This is a genomic window from Nonomuraea sp. ATR24 (assembly GCF_041950485.1).
In the GTDB taxonomy this organism is placed as follows: domain Bacteria; phylum Actinomycetota; class Actinomycetes; order Streptosporangiales; family Streptosporangiaceae; genus Nonomuraea; species Nonomuraea ceibae.
In genome coordinates, this window is the sequence record NZ_JBGNUU010000018.1 from 75110 (window position 1) to 96577 (window position 21468).

Annotated in this window: 23 protein-coding genes; 6 read left to right on the forward strand and 17 right to left on the reverse strand. The window is 72.0% G+C overall.

Annotation, left to right across the window (positions count from 1 at the left end; genetic code table 11):
• Positions 1-3 precede the first annotated feature (3 nt).
• From ACBI99_RS34010 to ACBI99_RS34055, 10 genes are all read right to left on the reverse strand, one after another.
• On the reverse strand, positions 4-606 hold the full coding sequence (locus tag ACBI99_RS34010) for a nucleotidyltransferase domain-containing protein (protein WP_375074328.1): 603 nt from the start codon (positions 604-606) through the stop codon (positions 4-6).
• A gap of 72 nt (positions 607-678) precedes the next feature.
• A complete protein-coding gene (locus tag ACBI99_RS34015) occupies positions 679-1422 on the reverse strand; it encodes a hypothetical protein (RefSeq protein ID WP_375074329.1) in 744 nt (247 codons plus the stop codon).
• Positions 1415-1990, reverse strand: coding sequence for an RNA polymerase sigma factor (locus tag ACBI99_RS34020; protein WP_308125783.1), 576 nt, complete (start codon positions 1988-1990; stop codon positions 1415-1417). The genes ACBI99_RS34015 and ACBI99_RS34020 overlap by 8 nt, the downstream gene beginning before the upstream one ends.
• 81 nt (positions 1991-2071) lie before the next feature.
• Positions 2072-2443 carry an anti-sigma factor antagonist gene (locus ACBI99_RS34025; RefSeq protein WP_219505759.1) on the reverse strand — a complete coding sequence of 124 codons (372 nt, stop codon included), beginning with the start codon at positions 2441-2443 and terminating at the stop codon, positions 2072-2074.
• Between the two features lie 160 nt (positions 2444-2603).
• Positions 2604-4352 carry a DEAD/DEAH box helicase gene (locus tag ACBI99_RS34030; RefSeq protein ID WP_308125784.1) on the reverse strand — a complete coding sequence of 583 codons (1749 nt, stop codon included), beginning with the start codon at positions 4350-4352 and terminating at the stop codon, positions 2604-2606.
• A 34-nt stretch (positions 4353-4386) separates the two neighbouring features.
• Positions 4387-5271, reverse strand: a complete 885-nt coding sequence (locus tag ACBI99_RS34035) for a hypothetical protein (RefSeq protein WP_219505761.1) — start codon at positions 5269-5271, stop codon at positions 4387-4389.
• 83 nt (positions 5272-5354) lie between these two features.
• Entirely contained in the window at positions 5355-6674 is a 1320-nt protein-coding gene (locus ACBI99_RS34040; RefSeq protein WP_375074330.1) for an MFS transporter, read from the reverse strand.
• Positions 6675-6745: 71 nt separating this feature from the next.
• Positions 6746-7624 carry a zinc metalloprotease gene (locus tag ACBI99_RS34045; protein ID WP_219505766.1) on the reverse strand — a complete coding sequence of 293 codons (879 nt, stop codon included), beginning with the start codon at positions 7622-7624 and terminating at the stop codon, positions 6746-6748.
• 77 nt (positions 7625-7701) lie between these two features.
• Positions 7702-7959, reverse strand: a complete 258-nt coding sequence (locus tag ACBI99_RS34050; protein ID WP_219505768.1) for a DUF3039 domain-containing protein — start codon at positions 7957-7959, stop codon at positions 7702-7704.
• Positions 7960-8054: 95 nt separating this feature from the next.
• A complete protein-coding gene (locus ACBI99_RS34055; RefSeq protein ID WP_375074331.1) occupies positions 8055-9647 on the reverse strand; it encodes a DHA2 family efflux MFS transporter permease subunit in 1593 nt (530 codons plus the stop codon).
• A gap of 156 nt (positions 9648-9803) precedes the next feature.
• Between ACBI99_RS34055 and ACBI99_RS34060 the strand changes: the two genes are divergently transcribed.
• Positions 9804-10412, forward strand: a complete 609-nt coding sequence (locus ACBI99_RS34060) for a TetR family transcriptional regulator (RefSeq protein ID WP_219505779.1) — start codon at positions 9804-9806, stop codon at positions 10410-10412.
• Positions 10413-10434: 22 nt separating this feature from the next.
• Here ACBI99_RS34060 and ACBI99_RS34065 read toward each other — a convergent pair whose 3' ends face one another.
• Positions 10435-11013, reverse strand: coding sequence for a YqgE/AlgH family protein (locus ACBI99_RS34065; protein WP_219505781.1), 579 nt, complete (start codon positions 11011-11013; stop codon positions 10435-10437).
• Between the two features lie 113 nt (positions 11014-11126).
• Between ACBI99_RS34065 and ACBI99_RS34070 the strand changes: the two genes are divergently transcribed.
• Entirely contained in the window at positions 11127-11633 is a 507-nt protein-coding gene (locus tag ACBI99_RS34070; RefSeq protein ID WP_219505783.1) for a hypothetical protein, read from the forward strand.
• Here the strand turns inward: ACBI99_RS34070 and ACBI99_RS34075 are convergent.
• Entirely contained in the window at positions 11581-12246 is a 666-nt protein-coding gene (locus ACBI99_RS34075; protein WP_357591277.1) for a TetR/AcrR family transcriptional regulator, read from the reverse strand. The two genes, ACBI99_RS34070 and ACBI99_RS34075, sit on opposite strands and share 53 nt — an antisense overlap.
• Before the next feature lie 135 nt (positions 12247-12381).
• Here ACBI99_RS34075 and ACBI99_RS34080 point away from each other — a divergent pair, with 135 nt between their 5' ends.
• A complete protein-coding gene (locus tag ACBI99_RS34080) occupies positions 12382-13752 on the forward strand; it encodes an MFS transporter (protein WP_375074332.1) in 1371 nt (456 codons plus the stop codon).
• A gap of 132 nt (positions 13753-13884) precedes the next feature.
• Here ACBI99_RS34080 and ACBI99_RS34085 read toward each other — a convergent pair whose 3' ends face one another.
• Genes ACBI99_RS34085 through ACBI99_RS34100 form a run of 4 tightly spaced genes read right to left on the reverse strand, consistent with a single transcriptional unit; the run spans position 13885 to position 17463 of the window.
• Positions 13885-15294 (reverse strand): NAD-dependent malic enzyme, encoded by a 1410-nt coding sequence (locus ACBI99_RS34085; protein WP_219505787.1) that lies wholly within the window; start codon positions 15292-15294, stop codon positions 13885-13887.
• 56 nt (positions 15295-15350) lie between these two features.
• Positions 15351-15980, reverse strand: a complete 630-nt coding sequence (locus ACBI99_RS34090; protein ID WP_219505789.1) for an AAA family ATPase — start codon at positions 15978-15980, stop codon at positions 15351-15353.
• A gap of 9 nt (positions 15981-15989) precedes the next feature.
• On the reverse strand, positions 15990-16928 hold the full coding sequence (locus ACBI99_RS34095) for a tetratricopeptide repeat protein (RefSeq protein ID WP_219505791.1): 939 nt from the start codon (positions 16926-16928) through the stop codon (positions 15990-15992).
• Positions 16912-17463 carry a MarR family winged helix-turn-helix transcriptional regulator gene (locus ACBI99_RS34100; RefSeq protein ID WP_219505794.1) on the reverse strand — a complete coding sequence of 184 codons (552 nt, stop codon included), beginning with the start codon at positions 17461-17463 and terminating at the stop codon, positions 16912-16914. Before ACBI99_RS34100 ends, ACBI99_RS34095 begins: the two co-directional genes overlap by 17 nt.
• Positions 17464-17692: 229 nt before the next feature.
• On the opposite strand from ACBI99_RS34100, the gene ACBI99_RS34105 reads away from it, so the two are divergent.
• The 3 genes from ACBI99_RS34105 to ACBI99_RS34115 all read left to right on the forward strand — a co-directional run bounded on the left by ACBI99_RS34105 (position 17693) and on the right by ACBI99_RS34115 (position 20059).
• The gene (locus ACBI99_RS34105; protein WP_219505795.1) at positions 17693-19063 is read left to right on the forward strand and encodes a hypothetical protein; all 1371 of its coding nucleotides are present in this window, start codon (positions 17693-17695) and stop codon (positions 19061-19063) included.
• Positions 19064-19090: 27 nt separating this feature from the next.
• The gene (locus ACBI99_RS34110; protein WP_219505797.1) at positions 19091-19762 is read left to right on the forward strand and encodes a DUF4230 domain-containing protein; all 672 of its coding nucleotides are present in this window, start codon (positions 19091-19093) and stop codon (positions 19760-19762) included.
• Positions 19763-19906: 144 nt separating this feature from the next.
• Positions 19907-20059: a hypothetical protein gene (locus ACBI99_RS34115; RefSeq protein WP_219505799.1), complete on the forward strand. Its 153-nt coding sequence runs from the start codon at positions 19907-19909 to the stop codon at positions 20057-20059.
• A gap of 165 nt (positions 20060-20224) precedes the next feature.
• Here the strand turns inward: ACBI99_RS34115 and ACBI99_RS34120 are convergent, their stop codons facing one another.
• Complete coding sequence (locus ACBI99_RS34120; RefSeq protein ID WP_219505800.1) at positions 20225-21424, reverse strand: acetyl-CoA C-acetyltransferase; 1200 nt, start codon at positions 21422-21424, stop codon at positions 20225-20227.
• Positions 21425-21468 lie beyond the last annotated feature (44 nt).

A 21468-nucleotide genomic window follows, 5' to 3' on the forward strand; every position in this document is an offset into this window, starting at 1 on the left:
GTTCTACCGGGGTGGCAGTTTCTCCAGCCAGGGATGGTTCCCCAACTCCTCGGTGAGGGCCGCGGCCAGCCAGGACCGCTGTTCGCCGGTGAGCAGGGGCGCCAGGTGGGCGAAGTCGGCGTCGTCCTTGGGGCGGCGGTGCTTGGCCTTGTAGAGGAGCTGGATCTCGGGCGCCAGCCGGGGCGGCCCGGCGTCGCGGACGACGACGGTGTCGAGGGGCCGCCGGATGCCGGGGGCGCGCCGGTAGACCCAGTCGTCGCCGTCGGACTCGTCCAGCATGAGCTGGAGCCGCCACGGCCCGCCGGTCGCCTCGCGTACCCAGATGTCGTGCACCCGGGCGGGCAGCGTCTCGTCCACGGGCCAGGGGCGCAGGGAGCCGGCGGGGTCGGCCGCCCAGCAGTCCCAGCCGGACAGGAGCCGCCGCACGGCGAGGTGGTCGCGCCGCAGCACGCCGACGTCCACGTCGCCGTGCTCGCGGAAGGCGCGTCCGACGGCGAGTTCGACGGCGTGGCCGCCGCCGATCCACCAGGGCGCGTCCAGGCCGGCGAAGAGCCGGGCGACCTCGGACACCGGGATCGGCTCCCACGGATGGTCGACAGGGGACATGCGGATCACCTCCAGCGAGGGTCCAGCCTAGCGACGGACCGGCGGCCCGCGCGGGGCCGCCGGTCCGGGGGGTCACTCGGTCACGCTGTTCAGGCTCGGACCGTCGTCCTCGCCTCCGGTGCCGGAGCGGACCCCCTGCTCGCCCGGCAGGGCCGGGGCGGTGGGCTCCGGCATGGCCACCGGCTCGCACGGCGCGACCTCACCGTCCACGACGGTCAGCGACATCGAGGTGGGCGGCTTGCCCGGGTCGTCCCGGTCGACGCCGGCCGCGAGCACGAGCGTCTGCCCGTCCTTGATCTGGCCGGCGGTGACCGAGAAGGAGATGCCGCCCCGCTCGCTGCCGATCTTCGTCTCCAGCCGGCCGCCCGGCGCGGGGTGCGCGCCCCTGGGCTCCTTGCAGGTCTGGCCGGCGGGCAGGTAGTCCACGACGGCCTTGACCCCGGCCGCGGCGAGCTCGGCCTCCAGGTCGCCGGGGTCGCGGAACTCGTTGATCCACACCTCGACGGTCCCGTCGGCCTGCTTGTCCACCGCGAACGCCGGTGTCGCCGTCGTCCCGTACAGGGTGACGGCCGCGACGGCGGCCGCCGCGGCCCCCGCCAGCGCGGCGCCCACCCTGCGCAGGCGGCGGCGCGGCGTGCGCCGGGCCAGCGTGGCGCGTGCCGAGCCGTCGGCGCCCGCCGCCAGCGGTTCGTACGGCTGCGCGGGAGCGCCATTCATTGCCGTGTCCATCACCGTGGCCCGCATGCGGGTCAGGCGGTCGGCGGCCGGCTCGGGGGCGTCGGCGCGCATCTCCTGGAGCATCCGCAGGTCATCCATGGTCTGCCTCCTCGGCGATCTGGGTCGGGTCCGTGCCGCCCAGCGCGGCACGGGTCTTCTTCCTGGCCCGGTGCAGCCGGGACCGCACGGTCCCCACCGGGATGCCGAGCGCCACGGCCACCTCCTCGTAGCCGAGGTCCGCCCAGGCGATCATGAGCAGCACGTCCCGCTCGTCCGGGGTGAGGGCGGCGAGCGCGCGGGCGAGGTCGCGGTGCGCGGCGGAGGCCGACACCCGTGACTCGACGCGCTCGGCGTAGCTCTCGGCCACCTCGTCGACGCCGGTCCTGGCGAGCGCCTGGTAGGCGCGGACCTCGGCGCGGCGGTGCTTGCCGACGAGGTTGGCGGCGATGCCGTACAGCCAGGGCCGCGCGTCGGCGTGGCTCAGGTCGTAGCGGTCGCGCCGCCGGAAGGCGGCCAGGAACGTGTCGGCGACGACGTCGTCGGCGAGCGAGTCGCCCAGACGCCGGGTGACGTAGCGGTGCAGGGCCGGAGCGTGCCGGTCGAACAGGGTGGAGAAGGCCGCCGGTTCCTGCCTGGAGCGTTGGATCACCTCGGCGTCGGTGGACACGCGTGCAGTGTCCGTGATCAAACTCGCCCCCTTTCGTCGGGTGTCGTCACCTGCTATCACCCGGACGAGGAAGACGGGTTCTCACGAGTTCGCGTGGCGCAGCGCCTCTTCGTAGGTGTCGAAGACCTCGAAGGCGTTGCGCAGCCCGGTGATGTAGAGGACGCGGGCCATGACGCCCTGCACGCCGCCGAGCAGCAGGCGGGTGCCGCGGGCCTCGCACCGGTGCATGATGTCGACGAGCTCGTTGAGGCCGATCGAGTCGCAGAAGCCGACCCCGGCCAGGTCGATGATGAGGTAGGGGGTGGGCGCGATCTCCCACACGCGCTCCAGGTGGTCGCGCAGGATGAGCACGGCGTCGCCGTCGACCTCGCCGTCGAGCCGGACGATGACGGCGTTGCGCGAGAGGCCGGAAGAGACGCTCAGCAGTGACTTTCCCGTGGCCTCAGACGACATCGGCAACGTCCTTCTCATCTCCCAAGGCGGCCAAGGTCAGTGTTGCCTCATCCGTACGTGCTCTAACGGAAGGTCACGACTCTGTCGCCAAACGAACAGAGTCGCGCAGCGTGACGGTCACCGGCCGGGGCCGGTGACCGTCAACTGACTTGGCGGGCGCTCAGCGGCGCTGGGTGGCCCACTGGCGGATCTTGTCGATGCGCTCCTGGATCTGCTCGGCCGTCGCCTGGGCGATGGCCGGGCCGCCGCAGGCGCGGCGCAGCTCGGAGTGGATGACGCCGTGGGGCTGGCCGGTGCGATGGTTCCAGGCGCCGACGAGGCCGTTGAGCTCGCGCCTGAGCTCGGCGATCTGCTCGTGCGGGGCCAGCGCGGGGGCCCGCTCGGCGGGCTGGGCGCGCTTGGCGGCCTGCTGCTCGGACTGGCGCTTGCGCAGCAGCGTGGCGACCTGGTCGGGCTCCAGCAGGCCGGGCAGGCCGATGAAGTCCTCCTCCTCGGCGGAGCCGATCTCCGCGCCGGTGCCGAACTCGCCGCCGTCGAACAGGACCCGGTCGAACGTCGCCGACGTCTCCATGGTCTCGAACGGCAGCTCGTCGCCCAGGACGTCGGGGTTGTCCTTCTTGCGGTTGGCGTCCTCCAGGAGGCTGTCGTCCAGGCCGTCCTCGGGCGGCCTGCGGTTGAGCACGTGGTCGCGCTCGACCTCCATCTCGTTGGCCAGGCCCATGAGCGTCGGCACCGACGGCAGGAACACCGAGGCCGTCTCGCCGCGCTTGCGGGCCCGCACGAACCGGCCGACGGCCTGGGCGAAGAACAGCGGGGTCGAGGTCGAGGTGGCGTAGACGCCCACGCACAGGCGGGGGATGTCGACGCCCTCGGACACCATGCGGACCGCGACCAGCCAGCGGTCGCCGGACGCGGCGAACTGCTTGATCTTCTTGGACGCGCCGGGGTCGTCGGAGAGCACGACCGTGGCGCCCTCGCCGCTGATCGAGCGCAGGTGGCGGGCGTAGGCGCGGGCCGTCTCGTGGTCGGTGGCGATGACCAGCCCGCCGGCGTCGGGCACGCCGCGCCGCACCTCGGTCAGGCGCCGGTCGGCGGCCTGCATGACCTGGCGGATCCAGTCGCCCTTGGGGTCGAGCGCGGCCCGCCACGCCTGGGAGAGCTGGTCCTTGGTGAGCGGGGTGCCGAGCGTGGCTGCCAGCTCGTCTCCGGCCCTGGTGCGCCACTTCATCTCGCCGGAGTAGGCCAGGAAGATGACCGGCCGCACGACGCCGTCGTCGAGCGCCGGGCCGTAGCCGTAGGAGTAGTCCGAGACGCTGCGCTTGGCGCCGTCGGCGTCCTCCTCGTAGGTGACGAACGGGATCGGGCTGTCGTCGGAGCGGAACGGGGTGCCGGTGAGCTGGAGCCTGCGGGTGGCGGGCTCGAACGCCTCGCGCACGCCGTCGCCCCACGACTTGGCGTCGCCCGCGTGGTGGATCTCGTCGAAGATGACGAGGGTCTTGCGGGCCTCGGTGCGCGCCCGGTGCAGCGCCGGGTGCATGGCGACCTGGGCGTAGGTGACGGCGACGCCCAGGTAGTCGCGGCTGGTGGCGCCCTGGCTGTTCTTGAACTCGGGGTCGATGCTGATGCCGACCTTGCCGGCGGCGTCGGCCCACTGGCGCTTGAGGTGCTCGGTGGGCGTGACGATGGTGATCGCCCGGATCACGCCGTTGGCGATCAGCTCGCTGGCGATGCGCAGGGCGTAGGTGGTCTTGCCCGCTCCGGGGGTGGCCACGGTGAGGAAGTCACGCGGCTCGCGCCTGAAATACAGGTCGAACGCCTGCTGCTGCCAGGCCCGGAGCTTGGGGGCGGTGCCCCACGCGGCCCGGTCCGGATAGGAAGGCGACAGGTGGGATGCGGCGAACGTGCTCACCGCATCACCTCTGGGGTTCGTGTGCTTCGCTCTCTCACAGTGACCCAAGAGTAATCGGGCTCACCGACAAGACGTGCCGTGCATCGTCGATCCTGGCCAAGCCGCCCCAGGAGTGGTATGGGCGGGTCGCGGCATATCGCACGCTGGCGAGCACGGTGTCCACGACCTGCCTGCCCGTCTCGTCCTCGGGCTGGAGCAGGCCGACGAGCAGCGCCGATCTGCCGTTCTCGGTGACGAGTGTCACGCGCAGGTAGGCGGGCCGGTTCACCACGTCGTCGTACTCGGCCCGCAGCGCCCTGGTGTGCCCGAGGGCGAGCGGCTCGTCGGCGACGACGGTCACCCGGTCGCCCTTCAGGAGCAGCTCGGAGTAGCGCTCGGCCGCCTCCTTGACCGCCCCGGCGGGGTCGGCCGGCGCGCCGGTGACCGGTCTGGCCATGACGAGCGCGCCCCCGCCGGGCGCCCTGGCGACCGAGGTGAACCCGGTGACGGGCGGCACCTTGCCCTCCTGCCATCCGGCGGGCAGCGCCAGCCGCACCCCGGCGATGGTGTCGGTGAGCGGCGCCCCCGCGCCGCCCGGCGCGGTGATCCGCAGCACGACGGCGGTCAGCCCGGCCACCGCCGCCACGGCCACGGCCGCGCCCAGCACGGCGCGGCCCCACCGTCCTCCCGCCAGGCCCCGCAGGAGGGCCCACACGCGGCGCAGGGCGCTGCGCCGGACCCGGGGGCCGCCTGGGGCGGCCGGAGCGCCGTAGAGGCGGGCGGAGGGCGGCAGGGAGTCCCACGCCTGGCCGACCGGCTCCTCGGGTTCGAGGCCGCGCGTGGCGGCGCGGGCGGCCGGGTCCCACAGCTCCTCCGGCTCGCCTCCGCGCCTGCCGCCGTGCCCGCCGCCGTAGGGCCGCCTGCGGTGATCACGCTCCATGGCACCTCCTCGTGCCGCAGTCGTATCACCGCAGGGCGCGGGGCTTCAGGCGTTCCGTGATCGCTGTGGCGGAAGGGGCAGAATCACCTTGCCGCGACCCGTGAGGACAGCAGCAGGGCGGCGACCGCGATGGCCGCCATGAGCCCGCAGATCACCGCGAACCCCCACACGAGCTCGGCCGGGCCGTGCCCGATGAGGTTCACCAGCGCGCCGCCGATGCCCAGCGTGAGCGCGGAGCCCAGCATGTCGGTGACCGAGAGGGCCGCGCTGTTGGCGCCCTGCTCGCTGACCGGCGACTGCTTGAGCGCGGTGACGTTGACCGTGGTCAGCCCGAGCCCCATGCCGAACCCGGCCACCACCCAGGCCGGCACCGCGATCCAGCCGGTGACGCCGGGCAGCACCGCCAGGACCGACAGCGCGATGCCCACGGTCACGCAGGCCGCGCCAAACCTGATCCGCCGGTGCGGCTCGGCGGTGCGCCTGCTCTGCAGGTACGAGCCTGCCGACCAGCCGAGTGCGCCGGTGGTGAGCGCGAGGCCGGCGGCGCCGGTCTCGAACCCCTTCACGTCGTGCAGGGCCAGCGGGATGAAGCCGTTCACCCCGAAGAACGCGGCGGAGAACAGGCCGCGCATCATCACCGTGGTCGGCAGCCCGCGACCGAACCGCAGCGCGCCCTGCGGCAGCAGCCTGACGAGCCCGTACAGCAGCAGGGCCAGCCCGCCGGCGCACGCGAGGCCGCCGATCAGGGCGGCCTTGTGCACCGTGTCGACGCCGTACAGGAGCACGCCGGCGCCCATGGCGGAGGCGGAGGCGGCGACGGTCATGGCCACGGGCCGCGAGCGCGGCCCCTCGCCGGGCGAGGTCTCCTCGTCGGAGGGACGCCTCTTGAGCGCCGGGACGAGCATGACCAGGGCGGGCAGCACGAGCGGGATGATGCCGTAGAACACCCAGCGCCAGCCCCAGGTGTCGCCCACGAAGCCGGCGACGGCGGGGCCGACCATGGCGGGCACGACCCAGGCGGCCGACAGCGCGGCGAACACGCGGGGCCGCATCACGGCGGGATAGACCCGGGCGATCATCACGTAGAGGGCCACGATCGACGCCCCGGCGCCCAGGCCCTGCACGGCCCGGGACACGAGGAACAGCATCTCGTTCACGGCGGCCCCGGCCATGCCCATGCCGACCACGAACAGCACCACGCCCGCGACGAACGGCAGCGCGTAGCCCCGCCGGTCCGACCACAGGCCGGCGACCACGTTGGCGAACAGGCTGGCGATGAGGAAGGCCGAGAAGCTGACCCCGTAGATCTCCTGCGCGTCGAGGTCGGCGGCGACCTGCGGCATGACCACACCGACCGACATGCCCTCGAAGGCGATCAGGGTGACGACGAGGAGGATGCCCACGGTCGCCACCCGGTACGGATGGCTGAAGATGCGGGGGATCTCGTGAGGGGCATCTAGTGCGTTTGGTGCTGTCACCCGGACATCGTAGGGCGCACCCGGTATGCCGCCCACATCTGGCGCATACGCAGGCCCTGGCCCGCGGTGAACTCGCGCATGCACCGGTCCTGCGCGTAGTCCATGAAGTTGTGCACGCCGTCGAGGCCCGGCGCCGCGCAGGTGTCCTGCTCCACCGGGCAGCCCTCGGTCGGCCCGGCCTGCGCGGGGGTGTCGGCCACGCCGTCGCCGGGCTCCTCGCAGCCGTTCTCGAAGGTGTGGAACAGGCCCAGCCAGTGGCCGATCTCGTGCACGCCGGTGTAGCCCTGGTCGTAGCCGTCGAGCGTGCCGCCGGGCAGGCCGCGCCAGTCGATCACCACGCCGTCGAGCCGGGGCTGGGACTCGTACCAGTAGGGGTAGGAGGAGAAGCCGAGCACCAGGTCGCCGGGCTGGGCGAGGTAGAGGTTGAGCGTCTCGGGCCCGCCCTTGCGCAGCGACGTCTTCATGGCGCGCTCGTGCGCGATCGGCGCGGTGAACCAGGCGGCGTCGCGGGTGACGGCGATGCCGTCGAGGCGGAAGCTGACGCCGGTGTCGGCCCCGCCGAGCCGGCCCGCGTAGGCGTCGTTGAGCGTCGCGATCTGCGCCTTGACCGCCTTGGTGGTGGCCTTGGCGGCGCCGTCGGTGATGACGTGCACCCAGGTCGGCACCGTGATCCGGGCGGGCGTCCTGACGCCGCGCAGCCGCTGGGCGAGCTCGGCGGTGACCGCCGCCACGTCACCCGGCTTGGGCGCGCGCGGCTCGGGCGAGCGCGGATGACCGGCCGCGCGCAGGCAGCTCGACGCCGCCGCCGGCGAGGCCGGCGGCGTGAACCCGGCCGCGAGCACGCAGACGATCAGGACGGCGGCGCGCCGGGTCATGTGATCTCCCGTTACGGTAGGGGGCGGTCCGGATACGAACCGTAGCCCTCCCGTGGGCGATCACCGGTCAGCAACACTCACTGCTTGTCGTCACCCTCGCCGCCACCGGACGGCAGGCCCTCGTAGATCTCCTTGCACTCCGGGCAGACCGGATATTTCTTGGGATCGCGGCTGGGCACCCAGATCTTGCCGCACAGCGCGCGGATCGGCGTGCCCGTCACCATGGATTCGGTGATCTTGTGCTTGTCGGCGTAGTGGGCGAACCGCTCGTGGTCGCCGTCGCCGTGCGAGGTCTGCGGACGGGTGTCCTGCTCTGGAAGGATCTTCGTGCTCACCCCATCGAGTCTATTCCCGCCGCCGACCGCTCCCGCTCGTGAACAGCGATACGGCTCCCGTCCCCGGAGGGAAGGGAGCCGTACGGGAGAGTGCGTCAGCCGACGTGGACCGGCGCGCCCTCGGTCTTGCGGCCGGCCTTGACGAACAGGGCCAGGACCGCGGTGAGCAGCGCGATGCCGGTGCTGACCAGGAAGGCCAGGTGCATCCCGTCCATGAACGCGCTGTTCACGGCCGGGCCCACGACCTGCACGAGCTGCTCGGGCGTGCCCGCCGGCAGGCCGCCGAACGCGGCCGCCTTCTCCAGCAACCCGAGTTGGTCCGGCGGGATGCTCGCGGCGGCCGGGCCGAGATAGCCGGGCAGCTTGTCGGAGATCTCACCGGCCATGACGGCGCCCAGGATCGCGGTGCCGAGCGCGCCGCCGACCTGCATGGCCGACTGCTGCAGGCCGCCCGCGACGCCGCTGAGCTCGACGGGCGCGTTGCCCACGATGACCTCGGTGGCGCCGACGAAGACCGGCGAGAGGCCGAAGGCCAGCACCACGAACGGGATCGCGCTCTCCAGGAACGAGGCGTCCATGCTGAGGCGGGACATCAGGAACATCGCGCCGGCGGTGACCACCAGGCCGGACGCCATCGTGATCTTCGGTCCGAGCTTGCCGATCATCATGCCGGCCAGCGGCGAGGCGACGATCATGCCGGCGCTCATCGGCAGCATGCGCAGGCCGGCGTCCAGCGGGCTCAGGCCGTGCACACCCTGGAAGAAGAAGCCCAGGAAGAACATCGCGCCGAACATCGCGAACGCGACCATCATCATCAGCACGGTGCCGATGGAGATCGAGGCGTTGGCGAACAGCGACAGCGGCACCAGCGGCTGCCGGGCCCGGCTCTGCCAGAAGATGAACGCGGCGATCAGCACCGCGAACGCGCCCATGAAGCCCAGCGTCGTGGAGTCGCCCCAGCCCCACTCGGGCGCCTTGATGATGGTCCACACGAGCGCGAACATCGCGCCCGACAGCAGCACCACGCCGCCCCAGTCGATGCGGTTGAGCACCTTGACCGGGCTCTCCTTGATCAGGAAGATGCCCATGACGAGGGCGATGACGCCCACCGGGGCGTTGATGAAGAAGACCGACTCCCAGCCCTGGTCCTGGACCAGCAGGCCGCCCACGATCGGGCCGGCGGCGCTGGACAGGCCGATGATCGCGCCCCACGCGCCCATCGCCTGGTTGAGCTTCTCGCCGGGGAAGGCGTTGCGCAGCAGCGCCAGCGCGGCGGGCTGCAGCAGCGCGCCGAACAGGCCCTGCAGCACGCGCAGCCCGATGAGCGCGCCGACCGGGGTGACGCCGGGCACGATGTCGGCGAGCTGCTGGCTGAGGCCGATGCCCACGGAGGTGATCGCGAAGCCGGCGACGCCGATGAGGAACACGCGCTTGTGGCCGAACAGGTCACCCAGCTTGCCCGCGGTGATCAGGAAGACCGCCAGCGCGAGCAGGTAGCCGCTCGTCACCCACTGCAGGTCGGCGAGCGAGGCGCCCAGATCGGACTGGATCACCGGGTTGGCGATGCCGACCACGGTGCCGTCGAGCATCACCATGATGACGCCGAGGCTGACCGCGAGCAGCACCAGCCAAGGGTTGGCGGCCTTCTCCCCCGGTGGTGGCGCCTCTACCACCTTCGTCTGTGCCATGAAGTCCCCCTAAACACATCCCGCCCCACACCGGGGCGTACGTCTCATAAGCCCGGGTAATCTACGTCAGAGTCTGCCAGATGACAAATGAGTTTTATTCGTCGCATCCTGACTTGTGTCATACTGTGACAGGAAGGTTTCGAGGGAGTGACGCCGGTGGGTCTGCGGGAACGCAAGAAGGAGAAGACGCGGCTCGCGCTGCTCGACGCCGCGCTGGACCTGTTCCTCGAACAAGGGTATGACTCGACCACCGTGGAGCAGATCGCGGGGGCGGTCGACGTCTCCTCCCGCACCTTCTTCCGCTACTTCACCAGCAAGGACCACCTGCTGCTCTGGTATCACGACCAGGGCGAGGAGACGATGCTGGAGACGCTGGCCGCCAGGCCGCCCGACGAGCCGCCGTTCGCCGCGATGACCCACGCCGTGCGCGCGGTGCTGCGCGAGATGGAGCAGTCGACGACCGCCGACACCGAGAGGTTCCTCAAACTGCGGCGCGTCCTCGACGACAACCCCAACCTCGTCGCCTTCACGATCGCCCGGGGCATGGAGAGCGAGCTCCGCCTGGCCGAGGCGGTCGCCGCCCGGATGGGCGTCACCCTCGACGCCGGCCCGGTCCCGGCGCTGGTCGTGGCGTTCGCGATGTCGCCCATGCGCGTCGACTACGGCTGCGCGTCGGACGTCCTCGACCTCAAGCTCATGGTGCGCCGCGTCGAGCAGACCCTCCAGGTCGTGGAACGCTCGCTGCGGCCCGGCTGGGACGCCTAGTTCATCGGCCTAGTTCATCGGTCTAGTTCATCGTCGGGTCGTCCGGGCACGTGGCGACGAAGGCCAGCTCGCCCGGCTGCCGCCGCAGCACGTGACGCCAGAGCGAGCCCGGGTCGGTGTGGAAGGTGTCGCCCGCCTCGGAGTCGACGACGTACCAGGCGCCCTCGGCGATCTCGCTCTCGAGCTGACCCGACGTCCAGCCCGCGTAACCGGCGAAGATCCGCATCTGGGCGATCTCGCCCTGGAGGATCTCCGGCGGCGCGTCCAGGTCGACCGTGCCCAGCCGTGACACCGCCGGCGTGCCCGCGTGGAGGCGGCGCCAGCCCAGCGGCTCCTCCCCGCTCGGCACCGCCGCGAGCGCCAGCGCGCTGTCGGTCTGCACCGGGCCGCCCTCGAACAGCACCGGCGGGCCGGTCACCAGCGGGTCCCACACGGGCAGGACCTGCGTCACCGAGATCTCGCTCGGCCTGTTGAGAACCACCCCGAGGGTGCCGCCGTCGAGGTCGTGTTCGAGGATCAGCACGACGCTACGCCGGAAGTTGGGGTCGTCGAGGAGCGGCGTCGCCACCAACAAACCGCCGACGTAGATCGCCTCCGCCATACCTCCATCATGAGGGGTGAACCGGCCTTCCCGCTCCCCCGGTCCGGCGATGTTACTTTTCGTAGTCATATGGGCACGGTAGGTACCAAAGTTCGCGAACTCGGGAGGGTCACATGCGCCGTCTCGCCCTGGCAGGTCTGGGACTGCTCCTGGGTCTCATGCTCTTCCCTCCTGCGGCGGCGCCCGCCTGGCCGAAGCCCGACACCGGCGACCCCTTCACAATGAGCGTCGACCGCATCGGCTGCCGGGCCGGCACCGTACGCGTGACGCTGCGCAACCAGACCCGCCAGCTCGCCCGGTTCGACCTGCGCGCCGACTCCGCGACCGTGGCGACGGGCTCCATCCCCGCGCGCAAGGCGATCACCCGGCACGTGCGGATCCGGCACGGCGGCAGCGTCGAGATCGAGGCGTACTCGGTCAGCGAGAGCCACCCCGACACCCTGATCGACTCCACGCGGGTGCGTAACGACTGCCCCGGCGGCCGGCGTCACCTGCCCTTCACGGGGCCTCCGGTGGACTTGATGGGCAAGCTCGCCACCGCCGGCGGCATGGTGCTCACCGGCGGGATCATCTGGTGGTACGGGTCGCTGTGGCCCCGGTCGCGGCGGGACCCGTACTGACGCCGGGAACGGCGGGCTCCACACCGAGGCCGGGCACGCCCGGATCCGCGCCGACGCCCGCTGCGGCGGGGCCGGTGACGAAGGCGCCGGCCCGGGCCGCGATCAGGGCGACGGTCACGGCGCGCACCGCGGCCTCGCGGTCGACCGGCTCGCGCGTCACCACCAGGCGGTAATAGAGCGGCGCGGAGACGGCCTTGATGAGCTCCTGGCCGTCGGTGCCGGGCGGCAGGTCGCCGCGCGCGATCGCCTGGTCGGCCACCGTCGCCCACTCCGCGATGCGGCGGCCGTAGAAGGCGCGCAGCGCCGCGGCGGCGCCCTCGTCACAGGTGGCGGCCGCGATCACGGCCTGGAAGGTCGCGCCGAGGCGCGGGTCGTTGACGGCCTCCATCACGCTGATCGCGTTGGCCTCCAGATCGCCCTGGATGCTGCCCGTGTCGGGCGGCGGCGAGGACTGGGCGGCCAGCTCGGTCATGAGCTCCGTGACCAGCCCGGCCGTGGTGCCCCAGCGGCGGTAGATAGTGGTCTTTCCGATGCCTGCCCTGGTGGCCACCTGCTCCATGTTGAGGCCGTGGAAGCCGCGTTCGACCAGCTCGTCCTGGGTTGCCTGCAACACTGCCGCGCGCACCTTCGCCGTACGGCCGCCAGGACGGACCGTTCCCGCCAAACGGGACCCTTGTTCCATTAATTCTCCTCATGTGTTAAGGTCACGCCATCCTAATGGAACAGATTACCCGTTAAGGGGGATGACGTGACTGTGCTCGATGAGCGGGTGACCGATCGGATGAGCTCCCGGCAGCGCTTGGTCCTCGTGCTGCTGCTGGGCTCCCAGTTCATGCTCGCTGTTGACTTCTCCATTCTGAACGTGGCGCTCCCGGTGATCGGCGCCGGACTCGGGTTCGGCCTCGCCGACCTGCAGTGGGTGGCCACCACGTTCGCGCTGGCCGCCGCCGGGTTCACGCTGCTGTTCGGGCGGATCGCCGACCTGTTCGGACGCCGCCGGCTCTTCCTGGCCGGGATGGCGCTGCTCGGCCTGTCGTCGCTGGCCGGCGGGCTCGCCACCTCGCCCGGCATGCTGCTCGCCGCCCGCGTCGCCCAGGGGCTCGCCACCGCCGTGGTCACGCCCGCCGGGCTGTCGCTGCTCACCACGTCCTTCCCCGAAGGGCCGCTGCGCGCCAGGGCGCTCGGGCTGAACGGCGCGCTGATGTCGGCCGGGTTCACCTCCGGCGCGATCCTCGGCGGCCTGCTGACCGAGCTGCTGAGCTGGCGCTGGGCGTTCTACGTCAACGTGCCCGTCGCGCTGGCCGTCCTGGTGGCCGCGCCCGTCGTGCTGGCCGAGAGCCGGCCCGACCGCCGCCCCCGCATGGACGTGCTCGGCGCCGTCACGGTGACCGGCGGCCTGCTCGCCCTCGTCTACGGCCTCACCCGCGCCGGCGAGCACGGCTTCACCGACCCGGTCGCGCTCGCCGGGCTGGCCGCCGGAGCGGTGCTGCTCGTCGCCTTCTGGTTCGCCGAGAAGCGCGCCGTCGCGCCCCTCGTGCCGGTCGCCGTCCTGGCCCGCCCCAGCATCAAATGGGGCAACCTGGCCGGCCTGCTCGCCTTCGCCACCGAGACCTCGCTCGTCTTCCTCATGACGCTCTACCTGCAGAAGGTGCTCGGCTACTCGGCGCTGGCCACCGGCCTGGCGTTCGGCGTGCTCGGGCTCGGCACCGTCGTCGGCGGCGTGCTCGCCCCGCGCGTGCTGGCCCGCGTCGGGCTCCGCAAGGCGCTGGCCACCGGCTTCGCCCTCCAGGCCGCGGCCACCGCGTCGCTCGCCCTGCTCGGCACCGCGCCCGGCTGGATCTGGCTGCTGCTGGCCGCCACCTTCGCCGGCGGGATCGGCAACATGGTGGCGATCGTGGCCTTCATGGTCACCGCCACCTCCGGACTGCCCGACTCCGAGCAGGGCCTGGCCACCGGCCTCGCCACCATGACCCAGCAGGTCGGCATCACCATGGGCATCCCGGTCATGAGCGCCGTGGTCACCGCCGCCATGGGCAGCGTGCTCCAAGGCGTGATCGTCGCCGTGCTGGTCAACGCCGCCCTCGCCCTGGCGGGCGCGTTCATCCGCGTGGCCCGCTGACATCCCCATCACGGGCTCTCCCCCGCTTCCGACGCGGCCCGCGAACCCCGCGACCGGCCCTCGTCACGACATCTCCCCGGTACGGGCCCCGTACCGGGGAGAACGCGTCGGCGGCGAGGGCCGCCGCTGCGGTCACGCCTCGGTGAAGCCCCGGGCACGGCCGCCGGCGGACTCGCGGACGGCGGCGGCCACGGCGCTCGCCACGTCCGGGTGGAAGACGCTCGGGATGATGTAGTTGGGGCCCAGCTCCTCGGGCGTGACCACGGCGGCCAGCGCTCCGGCGGCGGCCAGCAGCATCTCCGAGGTCACCTCGGTCGCCTGCGCGTCGAGCAACCCCCGGAAGACACCCGGGAAGGCCAGCACGTTGTTGATCTGGTTGGGGTAGTCGGAGCGCCCCGTGGCCACCACCGCGGCGTGCTCGCGGGCGTCGTCGGGAGAGACCTCCGGCTCCGGGTTGGCCAGCGCGAACACCACGGCGCCCGGCGCCATCGTGGCGATGTCGTCACCGGTCAGGATGCCCGGCGCCGACACCCCCACGAACACGTCGGCGCCCTTGACCGCCCCGCGCAGGTCGCCCGAGTAGCCCTCGGCGTTGGTGTGGTCGGCGATCCAGCGCAGCGAGTCGTCGAGGTCGTCGCGGCCCTGGTGGACGGCGCCGAGATAGTCGCAGACGATCACGTTGCGGGCGCCCGAGGCCAGCAGCAGCCGCAGCACGGCGTTGCCCGCCGCGCCCGCGCCCGCCATCGTGATGCGCACGTCCTCGATCCGCTTGTCGACCACGCGCAGCGCGTTGGTCAGCGCGGCGAGCACGCAGATCGCGGTGCCGTGCTGGTCGTCGTGGAAGACCGGGATGTCGAGCAGCTCGCGCAGCCGCCGCTCCACCTCGAAGCAGCGCGGCGCGCCGATGTCCTCGAGGTTGATGCCGCCGAAGCCCGGCGCGATGAGCTGCACCGCACGGACGATCTCGTCGACGTCCTGGGTGTCGAGGCAGATCGGCCAGGCGTCGATGCCCGCGAACCGCTTGAACAGCGCCGCCTTGCCCTCCATCACGGGCAGCGCGGCCTCCGGCCCGATGTTGCCCAGCCCCAGCACGGCCGAGCCGTCGGTGACGACGGCGACCGTGTTGCGCTTGATGGTCAGGCGGCGGGCGTCCTCCTTGTTGCGGGCGATCGCCATCGACACCCGGGCCACGCCCGGCGTGTAGGCCATGGAGAGCTCGTCGCGGTTGCGCAGCGGCACCTTCGACTTCATCTCGATCTTGCCGCCGAGGTGCATGAGGAACGTGCGGTCGGAGACCTTGTGGATGACGACGCCCTCGACCGCTTCGAGCTGGTCGACGATCGCCTGGGCGTGGTCGGTGTCGCGCGCCGCGCACGTGACGTCGATGCGGAGCTTCTCGTGGCCCGCGTTGGTGACGTCGAGGGCGGTGACCACCCCGCCGGCCGACTCTACGGCATGGGTGAGCTGGCTGACGGCCTTGCCGCCGGCCGGCACCTCGAGCCGCACGGTGATGGAGTACGACACACTCGGGACGGTCGCCACGTCAATCGCTCCTTCGCGCCTGACCAAGAAGTCCTCCCATGGTAGGGGGCAACTGGTCAAGCGAGCGCCGTCGCGGCTGTCACGATCAGGTCGACACAGGCCGCCACCGGGATCGCCGTGCTGTCGACGACCAGGTGGTAGAGCCGGGGGTCGGCTGGGTCGGCACGATAGAAGTGGCGCACGTAGGCGGTGCGGGCCCGGTCGTTGTCCTCGATGATCCTGCGCGCCTCGCGCTCGGTCAGCTCGCCGAGCGTGGCGGTCTGCCGGACGCGGCGCTCGATCGGGCCGTCGAGCCGCACGTGCAGCGCTCCCGGGTGCTCGGCCAGCACCACCGCCCCGGCCCGGCCCAGGAAGACGCCGCCCTGGTCGCGGGCGGTCTCGGTGAGCACCCGCTCGGTGTGGCGGACGAACTCCTCCGGCGCGTGCGGCAGCACCCCGGGCACGTACATGTCGACGCCGCCGAACGTGACCGTCGGCAGCCGCATCGCGCCCGACAGCAGCCTGCCCAGGCCGCGCTCGGCCCGGTCGTCATGGGCGAGCGCCTCCTCCAGCGTGCAGCCCAGCTCCTGGGCCACGGCGCCGGGGATCGCACGGTCGACGAAGGGCACGCCCAGCCGCTCGGCCACGGCCGGGCCGATGTGGCTGCCGGCCGTGCCGTAGGTCGCGGAGAGCGTGACTACACGCATACCCCCAGGTTAGAACAGAGCGCTCGACAAAGCTCTACGCGCCTTCGCCAAAGACGGATCCTCGGCCGGCAGCGCGTCGAACAGGCCCAGCAGATGCCGCCTGGCCTTGTCACGCTCGTCGCCGGACGTGCGCTTGACCACCGCGATGATCCGGTTGAACGCCTCGTCGACCGAGCCCGACAGCATCTCCAGGTCGGCCGCCAGGAGCTGGGCGTCGATGTCGGCCGGGTCGTCCAGCCTGCGCTGCACCTCGGCCGGGTCGGCGTCGGCCGTCCGCTTGATCAGGCTGACGCCCGCCAGGCCCATCCTGGCGTCCTCGTTACCGGGGGCGCGGGCCAGCAGCCGCTCGTAGGCCGCCGCGGCCGCGTCGAGGTCGCCCTGGTCGATGGCCTGCTCAGCGGCCACCAGGTCGGGGTCGGCCGGGGGCGCCTGCGGCGCCTCCTCACCCGGCTCCGCCGCCGGCGGCCGGGCGCCCGGGTTGGCCTGGTAGAACTGCTCGACCGCGCCCATCAGCTCGTCGAGCCAGCGCTGCACCTCCTGCTCGGGCAGCACCTGCTGGAAGCCGGTCACGGCCTGCCCCTGGAAGATCGCCAGCACCGTCGGCACCGCCTGCACGCGCAGCGCCTGCGCGATCTGCGGGCTGGCGTCGACGTTGACCCGGGCCAGGACCACCTTGCCGCCGGCGTCGCCGACCACCTTCTCCAGCACGGGGCTGAGCTGGGCGCTGCCGGGCGCCCGCGGCGACCACAGGTCGAGGACGACCGGCGTGGTCATCGAGCGGTCGATGACGTCGCTCGTGAACGTCTCCTCGGTCACGTCCACGACCGAGGCCGGCGAGGCCCCCTGGGGACCCGCCGCCTCCCGCCGGGCCTGCGATTCCAGGGCTTGCTTGCGCGCGCCCAGATCCACGGCTCCGTAGAGCGATCCGGGCCTAGAGAAGTCCGCCATGCTCCTCATCTTGCCGCATGTCCGGCCCGGAGAAGTCACCCGCCGCCACCCGCAGCGTGCGCAACTGCTCGAACATCTGCCGCAGTTCGGTCTCGCCGTACATGCCCAGGCCGAAGTCGGCGCCCATGAGCTCGGCGGTGGCGCGCCGCACGACGTCACGGCCCGCCTCGGTGATCTCGGCGAGCACACCACGGCCGTCCCGCGGATTGGGCATGCGGCGGACCAGGCCGGACCTTTCGAGCCTGTCAACCGTGTTCGTGACACTGGTCGGGTGGACCATGAGCCGCTCCCCGATTTTCCAAAGCGGCAGCGCCCCGGTCCGGCTGAAGGTCAAGAGAACCAGAGCCTCGTACCTGGCGAAGGTCAAGTCGTACGGCTTCAGGAGCGAGTCAAGTTGCGACAGCAGGATCTGATGCGCTCTCATGATCGACGTGACGGCGGCCATGGCGGAAGAGGGACCGAAGTGAGCGCGCCAGGACTCCGCGGCACGGTCGATGGGATCGAACGGCAGGTTGAGGGGCTTGGGCTGCGACACAGCGCTACGGTAGCGCGCTGCTCGTCCAGGTTCGTGCGCTTACGGAGCGCGATCGGATTCTTCGCTTGGCCAAGAATCCGGGCGGCAATCATCACGCTCAGTTATGGTTCTCGCATCGAATGGTGACGGGGAAGCCAAGTCCATCAGCCGTGGGGACGGCCGGGCCTGACCGCTTCGCCGCGCCTACGGGGCACGGGGGGTGCTTTGATGAACTTCAACGGGGACAAGGGTGCGTGAGCACGGGGGCGTTTCACGGGAGGAGCTGAGACAGAGCGCGGCCGTCACGGTGGCCGTGCTCCTCGCTCTCGGCCTGGTCGCGGCGTGGAGCGTCCTGATCCCTGGCGTCGACGCCTGGGAGAACATCGTGGCCGCGGTCATCGGATCGCTCCGGCTGACCGGGCCCGTCGCCGCCGCGTTCGCCGCCTGGGTGGCGCTGCGCAAGCGCCGGGCGTCACGCGGCCTGCAGCTGACGACCTGGCGAGCCCTGCGGGCGCCGCTGGCCATCCTGGTGGTGGTGCTGGGCTCGTTCGCCGCGACCGTGCTGGTGCTGGCCGTCAAGACGGTGCTGACCGAGCAGTCGGGGCGGCTGAGCCTGTCGGGCCTCGGCATGGGCATGGCGGGGCTGGCGCTCTACTCGGTGATCGGGTGGGTGGCCGGCTGGGTGCTGCCGTACGCGGTCACGCCGCCGATCGCCGGCCTGGCCTGCTACGGGCTGTTCACCTGGCTGGCCGACGGCGAGGGCTGGGCCGACCGGCTGGCGCCGGGCACGGGCGAGCCGTACGACCTGTTCCAGGGGCTCAGCGGGACGATCTTCCTCAACCAGATCATCTGGCTGCTGGGCGTCACCTGCGCGCTGCTGCTGGGCTGGGCGGCGCTGGTGACCCGGCAGGCGCTGGTGCTGGCGTTCGCGCTGCTCGCGGTGCTGCTCGCGGGCACCGGGGTCGCGCGGGTGCTGGCCGAGCCGAAGCCCGCCGCCGCCCAGGAGATCGCCTACAGCTGCCAGGAGTGGCCGATCACGGTCTGCGTCCATCCCGGCATGCGCGCCGGGCTCACCGAGCTGGGGGCGGCGTTCACCGAGATCGCCTCCCGCCTGGCCGAGACGCCGGCCGCGTTCACCCGCGTCGAGCAGCGTCCGCTGGACGACCCGCTCACGCCGTCGTCCGGGCTGGCGCCGATCCACCTGCCCGACCTGTCGGCCGGTTTCGCCGACGAGGCCGCGCGCGAATACCTCGACGCGCTGGCCGCCCGCTGCCACGGCCGACCCGCCGACGGCTACCGGGAGATCGTGATGGCGTGGCTGCGCGGCGAGCCGCTGCCCGGCGGCCCGCTGCTGGAGCACGAGTACGCCGCCGCCTGGTTCTCCGGGCTCAACGAGCACCAGCGCCGCGAGTGGCTGCGGATGTTCTTCAGCGACTTCCAGACCTGCAAGCTGTCGACCACCCACTTCGGCGGCGGCCCGGCCGGCACGTCCGTCCAGGTGGCCACCCCGGTCGCCACCGAGCCCGACACCGCGAGCAGCCCCCAGGTCTACCCGGTCTACCCCGACCCGAGCGCCTCTCCGGGCTGGGGACCGAAGATGTCACCCCACGGGTGGCACTGATGATCTCTCCTCGGGTAGTCAAGCAGCATGACGACATCCCGTACGGCGCCGCCCGCGCCAACCCCCCGGCGGCGCCGCAGGTGGCGATATCTGGCCGGGCTGCTGGTCCTGGCGGTTCTGCTCGTGGTGGCCGGCCGCGTGGCCTGGACCTGGCTCAACCCGCTCGGCGAGCGCGCGATCGACCGCTCCGGACCGGCCCTGCTCCAGTCCATCAAGGACATGAGCCGGTACGAGGCCGCGACCGGCTCCTTCCAGGTCGTGGTGGACCTGGAGAAGGACGCCAACTTCCTCCCGGACGCCGTCAAGGGCAGCCGCACGCTGTTCGTGGGGGCGGGCAGCGTCGACGCCTATGTGGACTTCTCCACCCTGGCCAAGGACGCCATCACCGTGTCGGAGGACCGCACCCGGGCTGACGTGCGCCTGCCGCGCGCCCAGTTGGAGAAGCCCAACCTGGACAACACCCGCTCCTACGTCTTCGCCCAGCAGCGCGGGCTGATCGACCGGGTCCAGGACTTCCTGTCGTCCTCCCCCGGCGACCAGCGGGAGCTGTACGTGCTCGCGGAGAAGAAGATCGCCGAGGCGGCCGTGGCCAGCGACCTGCGCAGCCGCGCCGACGCCAACACCCGCGCCATGCTGGAGGGCCTGCTCAGGTCACTGGGCTTCACCAAGGTCACCGTCAGCTACGCCGGGGAGCCTTAGGCCGTGCCCGCCGTGCCCGGCGCCGTCCTAAGTACCCTCTAGGCCCCCGGACCGGGGCAGATAAGGCATCCGCCCGATGTGTCGCCCGGGGCCTTAGGACCATTCTTGAGAGTGCAGGGAAACAACAACCAAGGAGCACTCTCCATGAACGCCGAGTTCGAATACGTAGTCATGCAGAACCACGCGCGTGAGCTGCGCGAGGCCGCCGCCGAGCACCGCAGGGTCCGGCAGGCCGTCAAGGAGCAGCGCGGCGAGGGCCGCCACCGCTCCGTCTTCGCCCGCCTGCTCTCGTCATGACCGCCCCAAGAACGCCCGGCCGCAACCTCCCTCGCGGCCGGGCGCATCAGCCGCCCTGAACCCGCGCCCCGCTCTCCTGGGTTGGAGAGCGGGGCGCCCCTTTTCTCACGACATATACGGATGCACCCTTATATGGGTGCGTCCTGCTGCTGGGACCCGGCCCCGCTACTCGGACACGTCCTGCGCGGGCACGTTGATGATCAGCGCGTCGCCCTGACCGCCGCCGCCGCACAGCCCGGCCGCACCGAGACCGCCGCCCCGGCGCCTCAGCTCGTGGGCCAGCGTCAGCACCAGGCGGGCCCCCGACGCCCCGATGGGGTGACCGAGCGCGATCGCGCCGCCGTTGACGTTGACGATCTCCCTCGGCACGCCGAGCTCCTTCGCCGACTGGATGACCACGCTGGCGAACGCCTCGTTGATCTCCACCAGCGACAGGTCGCCGGGCGTGAGACCCTGCTTGCCCAGGGCGTGCTTGATGGCGTTGGCCGGCTGCGACTGCAGGGAGGCGTCCGGCCCGGCGACGTTGCCGTGCCTGCCGATCTCCGCCAGCCAGGGCAGCCCCAGCTCCTCGGCCTTGGCCTTGGACATCACGACCACCGCGCACGCCCCGTCGGAGATCTGCGACGCCGACCCGGCGGTGATCGTCCCGTCGGCCGCGAACGCCGGCCGCAGCCGCGCGAGCGCCTCGACCGAGGTGTCGCCGCGCACGCCCTCGTCGTCCTTCACCACGATCGGCTCGCCCCGCCGCTGCGGGATCTCCACCGGCACGATCTCCGACTCGAACGCGCCGTTCTTGGCGGCCGCGGCGGCGAGCTGGTGCGAACGGGCCGACACCTCGTCCTGCTCCTCGCGGCCGATGCCGAGCCTGGCATTGTGCCGCTCGGTCGACTCGCCCATGGCGCACTGGTCGAAGGCGCAGAACAGCCCGTCGTGCGCCATCGAGTCGACGACCTGCGAACCCCCGTACTTGACGCCCTTGCGCAGGCCCGGCAGCAGGTGCGGCGCGTTGGTCATCGACTCCATGCCACCGGCCACGACCACGTCGAACTCACCGGCGCGGATCAGCTGGTCGGCCAGCGCGATGGCGTCCAGCCCCGACAGGCACACCTTGTTGATCGTGACGGACGGCACGGTCATCGGGATGCCCGCCTTGACCGCCGCCTGGCGTGACGGGATCTGCCCCGCCCCCGCCTGGAGCACCTGCCCCATGATCACGTACTCCACGTCCTCCGGCGACACCCCGGCCCGCTCCAGGGCCGCCTTGATGGCGATCCCCCCGAGCTCCACGGCCGACAGCCCGGACAGGGCGCCTAGCAGCTTGCCGATAGGGGTGCGAGCTCCGGCGACGATGACGGAACCAGACATGGCGGGCCTCCTGTGCGCACGGTGGATTCTTTGACACGATACCC

Excerpts from the sequence above, each read along its gene's own strand:
- ACBI99_RS34110 (WP_219505797.1), top strand. The coding sequence starts at position 19,091 with ATGACGACATCCCGTACGGCGCCGCCCGCGCCAACCCCCCGGCGGCGC.
- ACBI99_RS34065 (WP_219505781.1), bottom strand. The coding sequence starts at position 11,013 with ATGGCGGAGGCGATCTACGTCGGCGGTTTGTTGGTGGCGACGCCGCTC.
- ACBI99_RS34055 (WP_375074331.1), bottom strand. The coding sequence starts at position 9,647 with ATGGCACAGACGAAGGTGGTAGAGGCGCCACCACCGGGGGAGAAGGCC.
- ACBI99_RS34010 (WP_375074328.1), bottom strand. The coding sequence starts at position 606 with ATGTCCCCTGTCGACCATCCGTGGGAGCCGATCCCGGTGTCCGAGGTC.
- ACBI99_RS34070 (WP_219505783.1), top strand. The coding sequence starts at position 11,127 with ATGCGCCGTCTCGCCCTGGCAGGTCTGGGACTGCTCCTGGGTCTCATG.
- ACBI99_RS34115 (WP_219505799.1), top strand. The coding sequence starts at position 19,907 with ATGAACGCCGAGTTCGAATACGTAGTCATGCAGAACCACGCGCGTGAG.
- ACBI99_RS34095 (WP_219505791.1), bottom strand. The coding sequence starts at position 16,928 with ATGGCGGACTTCTCTAGGCCCGGATCGCTCTACGGAGCCGTGGATCTG.
- ACBI99_RS34015 (WP_375074329.1), bottom strand. The coding sequence starts at position 1,422 with ATGGATGACCTGCGGATGCTCCAGGAGATGCGCGCCGACGCCCCCGAG.
- ACBI99_RS34120 (WP_219505800.1), bottom strand. The coding sequence starts at position 21,424 with ATGTCTGGTTCCGTCATCGTCGCCGGAGCTCGCACCCCTATCGGCAAG.
- ACBI99_RS34035 (WP_219505761.1), bottom strand. The coding sequence starts at position 5,271 with ATGGAGCGTGATCACCGCAGGCGGCCCTACGGCGGCGGGCACGGCGGC.
- ACBI99_RS34025 (WP_219505759.1), bottom strand. The coding sequence starts at position 2,443 with ATGTCGTCTGAGGCCACGGGAAAGTCACTGCTGAGCGTCTCTTCCGGC.
- ACBI99_RS34090 (WP_219505789.1), bottom strand. The coding sequence starts at position 15,980 with ATGCGTGTAGTCACGCTCTCCGCGACCTACGGCACGGCCGGCAGCCAC.
- ACBI99_RS34045 (WP_219505766.1), bottom strand. The coding sequence starts at position 7,624 with ATGACCCGGCGCGCCGCCGTCCTGATCGTCTGCGTGCTCGCGGCCGGG.